The organism is Aestuariibaculum lutulentum (genome assembly GCF_032926325.1).
GTDB classification, from domain to species: Bacteria; Bacteroidota; Bacteroidia; order Flavobacteriales; family Flavobacteriaceae; genus Aestuariibaculum; species Aestuariibaculum lutulentum.
In genome coordinates this window covers 2,186,002-2,200,000 of sequence record NZ_CP136709.1, presented here as the reverse complement: position 1 = coordinate 2,200,000, position 13,999 = coordinate 2,186,002, and the positions used below count along the sequence as shown (strand labels likewise).

Genomic DNA, 13,999 nt, shown 5'->3' with positions numbered 1-13,999 from the left:
CTGGTCCGTGTCTCAGTACCAGTGTGGGGGATAACCCTCTCAGGCCCCCTACCTATCGTCGCCATGGTGTGCCGTTACCACACCATCTAGCTAATAGGACGCATACTCATCTTGTACCGTAACCTTTAATAAAAACTCCATGCGAAGTAATTATACTATGGGGTGTTAATCTTCATTTCTAAAGGCTATCCCCCAGTACAAGGCAGATTGTATACGCGTTACGCACCCGTGCGCCGGTCGTCAGCAGAGCAAGCTCCCTGTTACCCCTCGACTTGCATGTGTTAGGCCTGCCGCTAGCGTTCATCCTGAGCCAGGATCAAACTCTTCATCGTTAAATTTTAAATATTATTTAACAACTAATTGGAATCTCTAGTACTCAAAATGGTTTATTCTCTTAGTTGATTTAAATCGTTTCCAACTTAAATCTTACGCTGTCAATTCAATATGTTTATGAACTTATTTCTCTTTATCTCTTAACTCGTTTCCTCGTTAAGCGGGTGCAAATATAAAACCCTTTTTTTAACCTCACAATAGTTTTGATACTTTTTTTTTGAAAAAATTTTTGAAGCTTTAAAACTTCGTTTTCTCAAGTATATCAACACTTCTTACAAGAACTTCGCTACTCATAACCTTCGCTATTTTTGCGGCTGCAAACATACAACCTTTTTTAATTCTGACAAGATGTTTTTGATATTTTTTTGAAGTTTTTTCCTTTGACCTGAAAATCAAATCTCTAAACCTCGTATCGCTATCTTTTTATGAACTTACCACAGCAGACTCGCCGCTAACGGGCTGCAAATATACCACCCTTTTTTTCTACCAAACAAACTTTTTATCGCCTTTTTTTGAAAGTTTTTTGTCCAATGCTTATTTACAATAAGTTACATCTAAATTATTTTTGATTCAACCTAATGTTATGACTGGATTAGGACTATATACTATCTATTTTAAAAACAAAACCGCAGGTTAAATTGTATTAACCTGCGGTTGTTTTTATCTGTATTAGGGATTGAGCTATTTGCTTGAACTCTTTTTAGCAACCACCTTTGCTAAAAAAGTGAGTAGCGAAAGCCTGGTGGTTTATGTATATAAACCAAATACCATTATAAAAAGAAATTCCAAACCACCCCAAAGCGAACCGTGAAATCTCTATATGGGTTATTTGGCGCCGAATAATAATTGTATCCAGTAAATGCAGAATTAAAATGTTCGGCCTTGGCAAAAATTCTGGTTTGACGGATTTTTAAGTTGATAAAGAAATCTAACATCGGGAAATCGCCATACTCTGTACTGTTCTGAACATAGAATTCTGCCAGTAAAGGATTGTAAGCATTCATATAATACTTAGTAAAGTATTTTAAGGTCACCCCAGTTTGCATGAAAAGTGCTTTATCGAACATATGCGACGAAAAGTATAATGTGTTTCTCGTTGTTAAATCTGGCACATTCATTACTCCATCAGAATTTTCGTTTTGATATAATATAGTATTATTTAAAGCAAACTTTCCTAACCTAAATTCGTTTTCAAACTTTACACGCAAATAATTAATGGTTCCTCCATACTGAAACGGACGCACCTGAAGTATCGCATCGTCTTGAGCAAAATACACATAATCGGTAATGGTAGAATAGTCGACACTAACATTTGCCAGTTCTTTATATTTTAACTGAAACGCCAGTTGCTGGGTTTCGGTATTACTAAAACTGTTTTGCCAGTTGTAATTAATATAATCACTTTGATATAATAAGGTATTAAAGTTAGGTGCCTTTGAACTATGGTTTAGGCTTGCACTGGCAAACACATCGTCATTTAATTTAAATGAAGCCGCACCTTTAATATAGTTACCATCGAAATCTCCGGAAACGTTTAATCCTAATTCACCGGACAAATCGAATCCTTTATATTGTTTATGATACTTGCCTCCCGCTGCAAACACATCACCTTTTAATCTATTAGTTATAGTCTGGCCATTTAACACAACTAATTTATCGTACCCATAATTATAATTGGTGTTACTGATGTTGAATTGTAAATCACCTATTATATTGTTACTATAATTTAAATGTAATTGATTATAAAAACTCTCTAAAGTATTTCGATCCTTTAAACCACTAATTACAAAGGCTTCTCCAAAATAATCACTGTTTGCTGATTGACTGTATTCATTATATTTATCTTCAAATGATAATACATGCCCTAAGCTTAAATGGTTTTTATCTAATGAATCGTTTTTCTGAACAATATTATATGAATGGTCTAAGTAAAAACGCTTCCCTTTTAGCATCGTTTCAGCATTTTCAAAATTCACTTCGAAAATAGAACGGTCTAAATGATCTTCTTCTCCAGTTTCAAAATATTCCACATTATCATCGCGAATACCTGCGTTTTCCTGATTATAAATATCCTGCGTAACAATATGCGCTTTCGCTACATACCTTCTGTTTTTTGTTTGGTAATTGGTGGTAAATCTAAAATTACCTGTACTTGCTAAAATATGCTGATACTTTCCAAGCGAACGCAACCCTTTATATGCTATTGAGAAATTAAGTTGCGGCGACGTATTTATCGAAAAAAAAGAATCTGCCAACTGCCCTTGTTCGAAAGCCGTTTTAAAAAATAGTTCTGTAAGCGGTGTTGGTACACGGTAATAGTAAATATCTTCAACTTCCATATAGTTGAAGTGCTTACCCAAAGCACCAAAACTAGGCATGAGTTTCGTATTCTGAAAATTATACGTCAGGCTATTATAGGTTTGGCCCATGTTTGAAAAAGGCATAACCTCAAAATCATCTTTACGTAAATAATTAAACTTGTATTCCTTTTTTATCGTCAACGTCGTGTCGACATAGGTCGTATCGTTATCATGAGATATAATCAGGTAGTCGGTTATTTTAGCTAAATCTTTTGGTGATTGCTTTGTAGAATCTTTAACCTCTGCTATACCAAGTTCCCGACTTATTCTACTTGGTTTTTTCTGAGCCAATACAGCTGGAAACTGAAATAACAAAAAGCATACAACAGTTACTTTAATTAAAAATCTATGTTTATGTGCTTCTATACTGTTAGATGTTTTTCGCATACGCAACGCTTTTTTACTTAACGCTGTTTTTGTTATACCCATTTGTATCATTCAATTTTTCGGAACAAAAGTAATTATTTGAACGTTAAGAGCGGGGAAATATTTTAAATAAACAAAGCCAACATATATATGCTGGCTTTGTTTTAAAATATTAATCATCCTAACTATAAGATGAAATTAAAAATTTATTTGAGTTAGTCTGTCACAAACATCATAATATTATATTAAATAAACAAACAATCTCACTAAAAATTTTCAATTAAAATGATAAAAATCACCTCATTCTTTTATTTATATTTAAAAAATTACAGGATATTTTAAGATATTCGCATGTGAAGTGTCGCAATGACACACATTTTTCAATGACTCTCAAACAGTTAATAACTTCATAAACAAACTTTATTAAAACACCTTGAAACTGTTGATTATGTTATAGATTTGAACAGATTTTACAATGACTATGCTATTATTAAACCATTCGGATTTTGTTTTAGAATGTGGCACAGACGAAGCCGGTCGCGGCTGCCTGGCAGGTCCGGTTACCGCTGCCGCAGTAATTCTTCCAAAAAATTTTAAAAACAATATTCTTACCGATTCTAAACAGTTAAGTGAAAACAAACGAGATTTATTAAGACCTGTTGTTGAAACAGAAGCCTTATGTTTTGGAATAGCACACATTTTTCAGGAAGAAATTGATGAGATCAACATTTTAAATGCGTCTATATTAGCCATGCATAAATCTATTGAGCAATTATCTCCTAGTCCAGAATTTATTATTGTTGATGGTAATAAATTCAAACCGCTCAACGACATTCCGTATGAAACCATTGTAAAAGGAGACGGTAAATATTTAAGTATAGCTGCAGCTTCTATTCTGGCAAAAACATATCGTGATGAGTATATGAACAAAATTCATGAAGAATTCCCAATGTATAACTGGAAAAAGAACAAAGGGTACCCTACAAAAGAACATCGCGAAGCCATAAAAAAATACGGCGTTACCAAGTACCACCGTAAATCGTTTAGATTATTACCCGATCAATTAAAATTAGAGTTTTAACACATTATAATACACGCTTTTTACATCCTATAAAACGAAAAATATGTAGGTTTGTATAAAATAATTTATCTATGAGATTTTTTTGTTTTTCCCTTCTACTGTGTCTTACTTTTAGTTGTACAAACACCAAAACAAATCGTCAACAACCTATTGATTATATTCCAGAAAACACATCGGTTGTTTTAAAAACTTCTAATCTGGAAAGTTTAAAAAGTAGCATTAATAACAGCGATTTACTTCAAAAATTCTCAAAAACCAATCCTTACAACAATTTAGAAAGTAAACTGGAAAGTGTTTCGCTTTTAAAACCAAAAAGCGATGTATTAATTTGTTTTTCTAATACGAAAGCAGACAGCCTAGAATTTACAGTGATTACAAAATACCATGACCAACTGGTAAAAACCGACTCGTTACCCAATTATAAAGAAGAAACAATTGCAGGAAGCAAACAAAAAATTACCAAATCGACTTTCAATAAATCCACCTTTTATAGTACCGTTATAGACAGTATGTTTATAGCATCGTCATCTAAAACTATAATTGATGCCGCTTTTAACAATGATAGAATTCCGAATTCCGAATTAGAAAAAATTTACAACACCACCAGTAACGACCGTACATTATCAGCTTTAGTTAAAGCAGACAATCCGATTATAAAATCATTATTTATAGAAGACACACTCTCATTAAAAGCTTTTACAAATTATCTGGCAGTTGATATTGATGTAAGCCAAAATGAAATTTATGTAAATGGCATAAGTAAAGCGAACGATTCAACCGAAAGTTTAATCAATATTTTTAAGAACACCGTTCCTCAGGAAAATCAGATTCAAAATATTACCCCTTCCAATACCGATGGCTTTTTAAGTTTCACCTTTAGAAACTTCGAAAATCTGAAAACGAATTTACAGGCTTATAAAAAACAAGATTCTATCGATAACAACACCGAACTTTTTAACAATATAATTGAAGTTGGTGTAATTTATCAGGACAACGACCGTGCCGTTGTTTTAAACACCATAGATGTTATCGCAACCGAAGACGCTCTTATTAGCGAACAAAATACCATTGACACTTTCAGAGAAACCGAAATCTATAGTTTTAGTAAACCAGATGTATTCAGTAAAACGTTTTCACCATTAATCACTTTTAACAACGCATCCAAATATTGTATTCTGGACAACTTTTTTGTATTTGCGGATAATATGGATTTACTGCAAAACATCATCACCAATTATCAAAACAAAACCACATTAAGCGAAAAAGATGTTTTTATACAAGCAAAAGAACAACTTGTTGATGCCTCGTCTTTAATGTTAGTCGCTAATCCAACAACACTAAAACAGGTAATATCTCAAAATTTCGACGAAGAACTTAATATTAATTTAGATCACTATAATATTTCGGCGCTTCAGTTTATATACGACAATAACTTTGCACATGTAAATGGTATTATTAAAAAAGGTAAAGCTCGGGCTGAGGAAAATGCAGTTTCAGAAGAGCTAAACATAAAACTGGACAACGATATTCTAACCGACCCGCAATTTGTTAAAAACCATATTACCGGCGAAAAGGAAATTGTTGTTCAGGATATTAAAAACAACTTGTATCTCATTTCGAATAAGGGAAAAATTCTTTGGAAAAAAGAACTTCAAGGCGCTGTTTTAGGGACTATTGAACAAATAGACATTTACAAAAACGGAAGACTTCAGTTAGCTTTTGCAACACCTAACCGTGTTTATGTTATTGACCGAAACGGTAAAGACGTGAGTCCGTTCCCAATGAAATTTAACGATAAAATCACACAGCCATTAGCTGTTTTCGATTACGACAAAAACAAAAATTACAGACTACTGGTTACTCAAGGCAAACACGTATTAATGTACAACGACGATGCTAAGGAAGTTAAAGGCTTCACTTTTAAATCTGCCAACAATTCCATTATTACCACCCCTAAACATTTCAGAATAGGATCAAAAGATTATATCGCTATAAAAACAGCCGATAAACTTTATATTTTGGATCGTACAGGTAAAACCAGAGTTACACCAAAAACAGGTTACTCCTACTCTACCGAGCCTGTTTTTGAATACAACAATACGTTTACAACAACCGGGGTAAACGGCCATTTAATTTCAGTAGACACTAAAGGCAATGTAGCTTCAAGAAACTTAAACCTTTCTGAAAAGCACTCGCTTACTACATCGACAAAATCTCTGGTAGCGCAAAGTGAAAACAAATTGACTATAAAAAACAAAACCATAGAATTAGATTATGGTAACTACACTGCTCCAGGCTTCTTTTATTTGAACGACAAAATCTATATTTCTATCACCGATTTACAAACACACAAAGCGTATCTTTTCGATAGTCAGGCTAAATTGTTACCAAACTTCCCTGTTTATGGTAATTCACCAATTCAGTTAGATAATATTAATAAGGACAGAAATTTAGAATTTGTAACTAAGGGAGAAAGCAACTCTATATTATTGTATCAATTAAATTAAGTTTTTCTTCGGAAAAAATTTCAGCTAAAAACTGTTTTGAAGTCGGAGAAGTTTCAATAGTATTGCACCATTAATTCACAGCATCATGATTACAAGAAAAAACGCTTCAATATCTAAATTCATCATTCATAAAGTTGGAAATAAATTCAACAGCACAAAAAATGCCTTTTCAGAAAAACTGGTAGAATTTGATGAAGCCAGCTACGAATTAATGTTACCATTTTTATTAAGACCTTTCGGAAGCGTGGTACAAAGTTACCGTTTTAACCACCATGCCAACATTAATCTTAATGAGATTAATTCATATTCAGCACAAATATTTAGCGATGAAAACGCTTTTGTTGAAATATCGAAACATATCGTAACGCATTTATTTGAGCAGTCGACCTCAGCCAACATTAAAACCGGTGATGTTTTAATTGCCATGTTTGAAGGCATTGAATACAACGACATGACCACAAATGCGCTTGGTATTTTTAAGATTGAAAACAAAGTGAATTTTTTCCAAACCTATCTTGAAAACGACAGTTACGATGTTTTGGTACAAAAAGGCATCAGCAGTAAAAAGGTAGACAAAGGCTGTTTAATTTTAAACCAAGGTGACAACGAAGGCAATATTATTCTAACCGTTGACAACAACAACTACGATGCGCAATACTGGATTAACCAGTTTTTGAATATTAAATATGCTGACGATTCTAACAACCATACCCAACAGTATATCGATTTATGTAAAGATTTCTCTGAAGACATATTAAAATCGACTTACGGCGCACAGGAAAAAAACAACTTTCTGGCAAAAACCATAGACTTCTTTAAAGAAAATGAAGTAGTAAATGTTGAGCGTTTTAAAGATGAACTTTTTGAAGAAGACAAGCACAAAAGCATGTTCGACGACTACAAAAAAACCTTTGAAAACGAACAGAATTTAGTCCTTAGAAATCAGTTTGATGTTTCTGAACGTGTGGTTACCAAAGAAAAGAAAAAGATTAAAACCGACATTAAACTCGATACCCACTTTTCTATAAAAGTAGATATTGATGCGCCAGACGCAACTGAAGAATATTTAGAACGCGGTTACGACGAGGAGAAAAAAATGCACTACTACAAAGTATTTTTTAACGAAGAGAGTTAGACCCAAAAGCTTCTTTAGCGGTTTCTAAGAAACCTTTCATTTTTTTATTAACTTGTAAGAATGAAAGATTCCAACAAACCAACATCTAAAGTGAGAAAGTTTAATTACGAGTTAGAACTTGCCAAATTACATACCGAACTGGTTCACCTACAGGAATGGGTGAAAACTCAGGGCTTAAAAGTTGTTATTGTTTTTGAAGGACGAGATGCCTCGGGAAAAGGAGGTACTATAAAACGCTTTACCGAACCCTTGAACCCTCGCGTTTGTAAAGTTGTGGCCTTAGGTGTACCCACCGAAAAAGAAAAAACACAATGGTATTTTCAAAGATATACTCAGTATTTACCAGCTGCCGGAGAAATTGTACTCTTCGATAGAAGCTGGTATAATCGTGCCGGAGTTGAAAAAGTGATGGGGTTTTGCACAGACGACGAATACAACGAATTTTTACGATCGTGTCCTGAATTTGAACGCATGTTAGTACGTAGCGGCATCATACTTTTAAAATACTGGTTTTCGGTTAGCGATGCCGAACAGGAACGCCGCTTTAAAAACCGAATTTCGAACCCCTTGAAACACTGGAAATTTAGTCCAATGGATTTAGAATCGAGATCGCGATGGTTAGAATATTCGAAAGCCAAAGACACCATGTTTGCGCATACCGACACCAAACAAGTGCCATGGTTTGTAGTTAATTCAGATAACAAAAAGAAAGCCCGACTTAATTGTATTAGTCATGTGCTAAGCCAGATTCCTTATAAGCGCATGAAAATAGACCCTATTGAATTACCGGAGCTTCCTGACTATAAAAGTTATGTGCGCCCTCCTATGGATTACCAGACTTTTATTCCTGAGAAATATTAAAATGACCTTTAAATAAAAAAGCACCCAGGACATCCTGAGTGCTTTCTATTTTTATTAAAAGACTTGTTTTAAACACCTCCTTTTAAAACATCCTGCCATTTTTTAAGTTCATCCCAATCTCCTAACTCGGCTAATTTTGCCTGAGCTGGCCAGGTATTAGTCTTTCCCCGATGTGTTGTAAATGCAGGACCAGCTTCAACCAACATATCTTCAAGAAAACTTTTAGAAGTATTCGATAACTGTCTGTAACTAATAATTCCTTTTTTATTCAATAGCCCCTCTATTTTAGGCCCAATACCTTCCACCTTAGTTAAATCCTGTTTTACATCAACTTCTGATGATGCTGTCTTGCCTCCAAAAATTTGTTTTAGAAGCCAGCCAATAATTAAACCTAAAATAAAGGCTGCCAAAAGCCATAAAAACCAAGACCAAAACACATCTGATCCATCACAAGCTGTAGTATTTATTTGTAATAATTTCATGATTCTTTATAATTGTTATGTTAGTTTTTTATTCTGTAATATGTATTGCTACTCTTCTATTCATTTGTTTGTTTTCAGGTGTATCATTTGGACGAAGTGGTTCTGTTTCCCCCTTACTCTCAACAGTAATTTTACTTTCATCAACACCCAAACTAATTAAATGAGCTTTATATTCATTGGCTCTTTTAAGTCCTAAATCTTCATTATATAGAGCCGGCCCATCACTATCGGTATGACCAACAATCAATATATTATCTCCGGATGTCTTTAAAAAAGAAGTCAACTCATCAAAATATGCTAAAACAGATTCGTTTACAACTTCTTTATCTGAGTCATATTTATAAAACACAAACGTTCTGTCTAAATGCTCTATAATATCATCATTACGTGTTACCCATTTATATTTTAACTCGTGTAACATATTAGATTTTGCTTCTTCACAATCTCCGGCAAATCTGGAGTCGGTAATAATATCTTCTCTTGATAACTCTGTAAATAACAACTTTACCATCTCGGCCCGACTAATACCATCCTGTTCTGTTTCGGAAGTAAAATAAGGTCCTACAAGCAGTAATTTTTTTCCTTTACCAACTCCGGTTAAAATCTCTTGTTTTTTCTCAGGCCATAAATCGTTGGTAATAATTTCACCTGTGTCGCAATCAAAAATTAAAGGTCCGTAACTAATTTCCGGCACAGGCTCCGGACAACATACTACTGTTTCCTTATACCAACACCAGCTAAACCAAGCCAGAATAAGGAAAAGAATAAAGAGTACGAGTACTAATATTTTTCTCATATTATTAAGGTTTTTAAAGTAAGTTAATGTATGAAAAAAATAATAAAAATCTGATTTTCAGCATCATAATTTCTTAATCGAACATAAGAATTAACATTCAGATTACAATTGAATTGAAGAAACATTTCCTTCCATTATTATTACTACTTTTAACCTTCAATATTGAATAATTAATTTGAAGAATTATCAGAATGAAAATTGACCGATTTGTCTTAGCCATTATTTCAATTATAACCTTAGCTTATTTTTTTCCGCAATTGGGAAGCAAAGACAGTAACGTTCCTCTCGATTTGATTGGAAGTATAGGCATCTCGTTAATTTTCTTTTTCTACGGACTAAAATTGAGTCCTGAAAAAATAAAACACGGACTAAAAAACTGGAAACTGCATATTCTTATTCAGCTCACAACATTTCTACTTTTTCCTATTTTAATTATACTTTTTAAAGGTTTTATACAAGGTGAAGAAGGACAAATGCTTTGGTTGTCCTTTTTGTTTTTGGCAGCATTACCATCTACAGTATCATCATCGGTAGTAATGGTATCAATGGCAAAAGGCAATATTCCTGCCGCTATTTTTAACGCCAGTATATCTGGATTAATAGGTATCGTAATTACCCCGTTATGGATGGGTCTATTCTCTAAATTTACAGCAACCGACTTTAACCTTGGTGAGATTTATATAAAATTACTTTTAGAAATCCTGGCTCCGGTTATTTTAGGGATCCTGCTTCAAAAATACGGACAAAGCTTTGTAAAAAAATATCAGCACCAACTGCCGCTATTTGACAAATCGGTTATCTTATTGATTATATACAAAAGTTATGCGCACTCCTTTGAAGATGGTGTTTTTAGTACGCTTAACCTTTTAGATTTGTCAATGGTATTTACAGCAATCGTGATACTATTTTTTGCAGTTTATTTTTTAACCGGATTTCTATCAAAAAAATTAGGGTTTAGCGAAGAAGATAAAATTACAGCTCAATTTTGTGGCACAAAAAAATCATTGGTACACGGTACAGTCTTTTCGAAAATACTATTTCCAAGCACCATGCCAATAGGATTAATATTGCTTCCGCTGATGTTGTTTCACGCGTTGCAAATATTCATTATTAGCATTATTGCTTCTAAAATATCACGAAGAAAAATTGCTACAGCTTAAATAAATTCGGCTTCAAAAAGGGTTTTAAAGTGTTTCAGAAGTTTTTCTTTCACCTCGTTTTCATCAACATGAGAAACGCCCAGTTCAACATTTAACGAAGTCACCGCTTTACCACGAATACCACAAGGAATAATATTATCGAAATAACCTAAATCGGCATTGACATTTAGAGCAAATCCATGCATAGTTACCCAACGACTCGCACGCACACCCATAGCACATATTTTACGGGCAAAGGGTGTTCCTACATCTAACCACACCCCAGTTTCACCTTCACTACGCTCGGCTTTTAAACCGTATTCTTGCAAGGTTAAAATTATCATTTCTTCTAAAAAACGCAGGTACTTGTGAATATCTGTAAAGAAATTATCTAAATCCAGAATGGGATATCCTACAATTTGCCCAGGACCGTGATAGGTAATATCTCCGCCACGGTTAATTTTATAAAAGGTCGCTCCTTTTTTTGATAATTCTTCTTCTCCTAATAACAGATTTGAAAAATCGCCACTTTTCCCTAAAGTGTATACATGCGGATGCTCAACAAACAAGAAATAATTATTGGTGTCGTCTTCAGATTCTTCTCTCCTATTCTTAATTTTAGAATCTACAATACCTTTAAATAATTCCTCCTGATAATCCCAGGTTTCTTTATAATCCTTTAGTCCTAAATCCTGTAGTTGTATGCACTTATTCATAGACTGCAAAATTAAGACAAATCCAATTACTGAAACAGTTAAATACTTGGTTTAACTAATTCTTAGGATTATTTAAAATCACTAAAGCGGCAATAACGCCAGGCACCCACCCGAAAAAGGTTAAAATAAGAACGATTAAAATAGATCCGCAGCCTTTATCTAATACTGCTAATGGCGGACAAATAATAGACAGTAATACTCTCCAGAAACTCATGATTTTGATTTTTTATTGTTTTTGATTGATGACTTTTGTTTGACGCAAAATTATGCCTTTTGTTACAAACTGCGTTAGCGATTACATATGCTCACCTATATTTTTATTGGAAGGAAATCATGAATACTAAAAGCATTTGCAGAAAACTACCGTAAAATAATTAAAGCGCAACCTTTAGGTAACGCCAAAATTTCACAAATTATTAGGTATGTTACCTTAATGATTATGTTTATCTTTGTGCCTTTAAAAAATTATACTCAGCATTTTAGAATATGTCGCAATTATCAGAGCAAGAACTTGTACGTAGAGAAAAATTAGTAAAATTACGCGAATTGGGCGTTAATCCGTACCCAGCAGATTTATATCCTGTAACGCATACATCGAAACAGATAAAAGAGAATTTTGAAGCTGACAAAAAGGTGGTTATTGCAGGTCGTTTAATGATGATTAAGGTGCAAGGGAAAGCCAGTTTTGCCGAATTACAAGATGCCGATGGTAAGATACAAGTGTATTTTAACCGTGATGAAATTTGTCCGGGAGAAGACAAAGAAAAATACAACGAATTATTTAAAAAACTAATCGACTTTGGTGACTTTGTTGGTATAGAAGGAGAGTTATTCACAACACAGGTAGGTGAAAAAACCGTTAAAGTAAAAGACTTCACTTTATTGAGTAAAGCCCTAAAACCGCTACCATTACCAAAAGAAAAAGATGGTAAAGTATACGATGCGTTTACAGACCCGGAACAACGTTACAGACAACGTTATGCCGATTTAGTAGTTAACCCGCACGTTAAAGAAATATTTATTAAGCGTACCAAATTATTCAACGCCATGCGTTCGTTTTTTAACGACGCTGGTTATTTTGAGGTAGAAACACCGGTATTACAATCTATCCCTGGAGGTGCTGCCGCAAGACCGTTTGTTACGCACCACAACGCTTTAGACATTCCGTTATACATGCGTATTGCCAACGAGCTTTACTTAAAGCGCTTAATTGTTGGTGGTTTTGACGGGGTTTACGAGTTCTCTAAAAACTTCCGTAACGAAGGGATGGACAGAACGCACAACCCGGAGTTTACAGCTATGGAAATCTATGTGTCTTACAAAGATTATAACTGGATGATGGATTTCTGTGAGCGTTTATTAGAGCATTGTGCTATGGCAGTAAACGGTTCTACAAAAGCTAAATTTGGAGAACACGAAATCGACTTTAAAGCACCTTATGCTCGAGTAACCATGGCCGATTCTATCAAACATTTTACAGGTTTCGATATTACTGGAAAATCAGAAGACGAAATTCGTGCCGCTGCCAAAGGTATGGGTATTGAAGTTGACGATACTATGGGTAAAGGAAAACTGATTGATGAAATTTTTGGTGAAAAATGTGAAGGCAACTACATTCAGCCAACTTTCATCACCGACTACCCTAAAGAAATGAGTCCGTTATGTAAAGAACACCGCGAGAATCCGGATTTAACAGAGCGTTTCGAGTTGATGGTTTGTGGTAAAGAAATTGCCAATGCATATTCTGAATTAAACGACCCTATCGATCAACGTGAGCGTTTTGAGCACCAAATGGAATTAGCTAAAAAAGGTGACGATGAAGCTAACGGGGTTATTGATTACGACTTTTTACGTGCATTAGAATATGGTATGCCTCCTACATCGGGTATGGGTATTGGTATGGACCGATTAATTATGTTCTTAACCAATAATCAATCTATTCAGGAAGTGTTATTCTTCCCGCAAATGAGACCAGAGAAAAAGACAGTTACTTTAAGCGATAACGAAAAGGCTATTTTTGAAGTGTTAAAAGCTAAGAAAAGCCTTCCTTTAAATGTACTTAAAGAAGAAAGCGGTTTAAGCAACAAAGCCTGGGATAAAGGTATTAAAGCCTTAACTAAGCATAAGTTAGCCAATGTTATTAAAACCGATAGCGATTTAATTGTTGAGCTAATTTCTTAAAACTTTTTTATATTAGAGCCTAGTTAAAAACAAAATATAAAA

General features: G+C 34.1%; 11 protein-coding genes and 1 rRNA gene (1 of these 12 cut by a window edge). 6 read left to right on the top strand and 6 right to left on the bottom strand.

The features are described from left to right. Positions 1 to 332: ribosomal RNA gene (locus R1X58_RS09290) — 16S ribosomal RNA — on the bottom strand (it extends 1,186 nt beyond the left edge of the window). 771 nt (positions 333 to 1,103) lie between these two features. After that, positions 1,104 to 3,122 (bottom strand): putative porin, encoded by a 2,019-nt coding sequence (locus R1X58_RS09285; protein WP_240575361.1) that lies wholly within the window; start codon positions 3,120 to 3,122, stop codon positions 1,104 to 1,106. 418 nt (positions 3,123 to 3,540) lie between these two features. Between R1X58_RS09285 and R1X58_RS09280 the strand changes: the two genes are divergently transcribed. The 4 genes from R1X58_RS09280 (at position 3,541) to ppk2 (ending at position 8,643) form a co-directional block, all read left to right on the top strand. After that, complete coding sequence (locus R1X58_RS09280; protein WP_240575364.1) at positions 3,541 to 4,140, top strand: ribonuclease HII; 600 nt, start codon at positions 3,541 to 3,543, stop codon at positions 4,138 to 4,140. 71 nt (positions 4,141 to 4,211) lie between these two features. Then, positions 4,212 to 6,647: a ribonuclease HII gene (locus R1X58_RS09275; RefSeq protein ID WP_240575359.1), complete on the top strand. Its 2,436-nt coding sequence runs from the start codon at positions 4,212 to 4,214 to the stop codon at positions 6,645 to 6,647. A gap of 85 nt (positions 6,648 to 6,732) precedes the next feature. Beyond that, positions 6,733 to 7,782, top strand: coding sequence for a nucleoid-associated protein (locus tag R1X58_RS09270; RefSeq protein ID WP_240575358.1), 1,050 nt, complete (start codon positions 6,733 to 6,735; stop codon positions 7,780 to 7,782). 60 nt (positions 7,783 to 7,842) lie between these two features. After that, a complete protein-coding gene (ppk2, locus tag R1X58_RS09265; RefSeq protein WP_240575356.1) occupies positions 7,843 to 8,643 on the top strand; it encodes a polyphosphate kinase 2 in 801 nt (266 codons plus the stop codon). A 68-nt stretch (positions 8,644 to 8,711) separates the two neighbouring features. Here ppk2 and R1X58_RS09260 read toward each other — a convergent pair whose 3' ends face one another. Together R1X58_RS09260 and R1X58_RS09255 are read right to left on the bottom strand one after the other, a co-directional pair. Beyond that, entirely contained in the window at positions 8,712 to 9,125 is a 414-nt protein-coding gene (locus tag R1X58_RS09260) for a hypothetical protein (RefSeq protein WP_240575354.1), read from the bottom strand. A gap of 28 nt (positions 9,126 to 9,153) precedes the next feature. Further along, the gene (locus R1X58_RS09255; RefSeq protein WP_240575353.1) at positions 9,154 to 9,921 is read right to left on the bottom strand and encodes an OmpA family protein; all 768 of its coding nucleotides are present in this window, start codon (positions 9,919 to 9,921) and stop codon (positions 9,154 to 9,156) included. A 191-nt stretch (positions 9,922 to 10,112) separates the two neighbouring features. Here R1X58_RS09255 and R1X58_RS09250 point away from each other — a divergent pair, with 191 nt between their 5' ends. Next, positions 10,113 to 11,081 (top strand): bile acid:sodium symporter family protein, encoded by a 969-nt coding sequence (locus R1X58_RS09250; protein WP_240575352.1) that lies wholly within the window; start codon positions 10,113 to 10,115, stop codon positions 11,079 to 11,081. Here the strand turns inward: R1X58_RS09250 and lipB are convergent. Beyond that, positions 11,078 to 11,776 (bottom strand): lipoyl(octanoyl) transferase LipB, encoded by a 699-nt coding sequence (gene lipB, locus R1X58_RS09245; protein WP_240575351.1) that lies wholly within the window; start codon positions 11,774 to 11,776, stop codon positions 11,078 to 11,080. The genes R1X58_RS09250 and lipB overlap by 4 nt on opposite strands. 55 nt (positions 11,777 to 11,831) lie before the next feature. Further along, on the bottom strand, positions 11,832 to 11,990 hold the full coding sequence (locus R1X58_RS09240) for a YqaE/Pmp3 family membrane protein (RefSeq protein ID WP_188224161.1): 159 nt from the start codon (positions 11,988 to 11,990) through the stop codon (positions 11,832 to 11,834). Between the two features lie 272 nt (positions 11,991 to 12,262). Here R1X58_RS09240 and lysS point away from each other — a divergent pair, with 272 nt between their 5' ends. Next, positions 12,263 to 13,957 carry a lysine--tRNA ligase gene (gene lysS, locus R1X58_RS09235; protein ID WP_240575350.1) on the top strand — a complete coding sequence of 565 codons (1,695 nt, stop codon included), beginning with the start codon at positions 12,263 to 12,265 and terminating at the stop codon, positions 13,955 to 13,957. The last annotated feature ends 42 nt before the right edge of the window (positions 13,958 to 13,999 follow it).

What these genes read in the sequence shown, in the direction of transcription:
- lysS (WP_240575350.1), top strand. Translation starts at nt 12,263, where the DNA reads ATGTCGCAATTATCAGAGCAAGAACTTGTACGTAGAGAAAAATTAGTA.
- R1X58_RS09255 (WP_240575353.1), bottom strand. Translation starts at nt 9,921, where the DNA reads ATGAGAAAAATATTAGTACTCGTACTCTTTATTCTTTTCCTTATTCTG.
- ppk2 (WP_240575356.1), top strand. Translation starts at nt 7,843, where the DNA reads ATGAAAGATTCCAACAAACCAACATCTAAAGTGAGAAAGTTTAATTAC.
- R1X58_RS09240 (WP_188224161.1), bottom strand. Translation starts at nt 11,990, where the DNA reads ATGAGTTTCTGGAGAGTATTACTGTCTATTATTTGTCCGCCATTAGCA.
- R1X58_RS09280 (WP_240575364.1), top strand. Translation starts at nt 3,541, where the DNA reads ATGCTATTATTAAACCATTCGGATTTTGTTTTAGAATGTGGCACAGAC.
- R1X58_RS09260 (WP_240575354.1), bottom strand. Translation starts at nt 9,125, where the DNA reads ATGAAATTATTACAAATAAATACTACAGCTTGTGATGGATCAGATGTG.
- R1X58_RS09285 (WP_240575361.1), bottom strand. Translation starts at nt 3,122, where the DNA reads ATGGGTATAACAAAAACAGCGTTAAGTAAAAAAGCGTTGCGTATGCGA.
- R1X58_RS09250 (WP_240575352.1), top strand. Translation starts at nt 10,113, where the DNA reads ATGAAAATTGACCGATTTGTCTTAGCCATTATTTCAATTATAACCTTA.
- lipB (WP_240575351.1), bottom strand. Translation starts at nt 11,776, where the DNA reads ATGAATAAGTGCATACAACTACAGGATTTAGGACTAAAGGATTATAAA.
- R1X58_RS09275 (WP_240575359.1), top strand. Translation starts at nt 4,212, where the DNA reads ATGAGATTTTTTTGTTTTTCCCTTCTACTGTGTCTTACTTTTAGTTGT.
- R1X58_RS09270 (WP_240575358.1), top strand. Translation starts at nt 6,733, where the DNA reads ATGATTACAAGAAAAAACGCTTCAATATCTAAATTCATCATTCATAAA.